Raw genomic sequence first — 1,099 nt, 5'->3', positions numbered from 1 at the left:
CTGTTGCAGCACCGGTGCCGGCCCGGCGGCGGAAGCGAGCTGGCCGGCGCCGGCGAAGCGGGCGAGATCGCCTGCCTCGGCGAGGAACTCGGCGGTCAGGGTGGCCCTCATCCCCGGCATGCCGGCGATGAGGGCCGCGTCAGGGTGGCGGTCGAGGTCCTCTCTGATCCGGGATTCGAGTTCGGTGATGCGACGGCGGGCCATGACGGCGTCGGCAGCGAATTCGCGGGCGAACCCGGCCATCCGAGTTTGTCCCGGCACGAGGATGCGCTGGATTTGAGCCGCCGCGATCGCCTTGCCGGCCGGCGGTTCGGCATACGAGCGGCGGACGCCGGCGCGCAGCAGGTACTCGGTGATCCGACGACGCCCGGCGCGGCGGATCTCGTCCGGAGTCACGTAGTGGGTGAGCAGATGCAGGTCGCCGAGGCCGGTGACGTCGACCGCGCGTTCCAATCCGGGGAACATGCTGGTCAAAGTCTCGCGCAGACGTTGCAGACGGCGGGTCTGGTCCACCACCAGGTCGCGTCGGTGACCGACCGGGATGCGCAGGTCCAGGGTGATCTCGTCTTCCGCGGTGACCTCGCGCCAGTCGTCTCGCAGGCGCAATTGGTCGGCGATCGTTCTGGCGTCGCGGGGATCGGGTTTGGCCTCGCCGCCTTTGGTGGCGCGGCGGGCGCGGTTGACAACCAAGCCGGGGACGTGAACCAGGCGGATGCCCGCCTCGATCAGCATCGCGGTCAGCAAACTCGCGATCCCGCCCATCAGGTCGATCGCGACGGTGATCTCGCCGTGGCCGGCGCCGGCGCTGCGCAGCCGGCCGATCAACTCGTCGATGCTGCCGGGATCATTGCCGATCCGCCGGGAGTCAATGACGTTCCCGGTCTCCGCAACAACGACCGCAACCCAGTGGAACTCCTTGGCGACGTCGATTCCCACGACAACTGCCATGCACCCCTCACTCGTATCGGTATGCGTGCGGTGCGTCCCCGCTCCGCCGGCAACGCCCTACACAGCGATGGTCCGCAGTGCCTGATCAGCGGTCGGAACAAGGGTGCGGGACGGGCGGCCAAGCCTCCGGAGCCATCACCGGCAGCAAGCA

The 1,099-nt window shown here is 69.2% G+C and carries 1 protein-coding gene; it reads right to left on the bottom strand.

Annotated elements, in window-relative coordinates; genetic code table 11:
- On the bottom strand, window positions 1-948 hold a 948-nt coding region (locus ACLJPY_RS50125), incomplete at its 3' end, for an IS110 family transposase (RefSeq protein WP_410598086.1).
- Between the last annotated feature and the right edge of the window lie 151 nt (window positions 949-1,099).

Origin of the sequence: Amycolatopsis sp. lyj-23 (assembly GCF_046549135.1) — a bacterium.
In the GTDB taxonomy this organism is placed as follows: Bacteria; Actinomycetota; Actinomycetes; order Mycobacteriales; family Pseudonocardiaceae; genus Amycolatopsis.
This window is presented reverse-complemented; position numbering and strand designations above follow the sequence as displayed.